The sequence below is a fragment of the Bradyrhizobium sp. SRL28 genome, from assembly GCF_018596315.1.
GTDB lineage: Bacteria > Pseudomonadota > Alphaproteobacteria > Rhizobiales > Xanthobacteraceae > Bradyrhizobium.
Map to the genome: position 1 here is coordinate 1 of NZ_JAHEAG010000239.1, position 397 is coordinate 397.

Below are 397 nucleotides of genomic sequence, written 5' to 3' on the forward strand. Positions count from 1 at the left end.
CACCGACCTGCGCGGCACCACGACCTTCACCAGCGCAACCGCGCTCTCCAACGTGCTGTTCGACGGTACAGCCGGTGGCGTGACGGCGGCAACCGGCACAACCACGCTCGGTGGCACGGCGGGAACCAGGGCTGGGTCGAACGTTACCGACAATTCGGCAGCGGCTATTACGGCCGCCACCACCATCTATGGCGCGACCGGCTCCTTGAGCACCGCGGCCGCCACGCAATTCGGCGACGGCAAGAGCTTTACCGTCAATGGCAAAACCATCAGCTTCAAGGCGGGTGCGGCGGCGGCGGCGACTTTGCCGGCCGGCTATGGCGTTTCTGGCAACATCGCGAGCGACGGCAATGGCAACTCGATCATCTATCTCGGAGCCAACGCGACCACATCGGCC

Annotated in this window: 1 protein-coding gene; it reads left to right on the plus strand. The window is 65.5% G+C overall.

Annotated elements, in window-relative coordinates; all coding sequences use genetic code 11:
- Positions 1-397: DUF1522 domain-containing protein (locus KIP88_RS46170; RefSeq protein ID WP_214494677.1), on the plus strand; the 397-nt coding region annotated here is incomplete at both ends.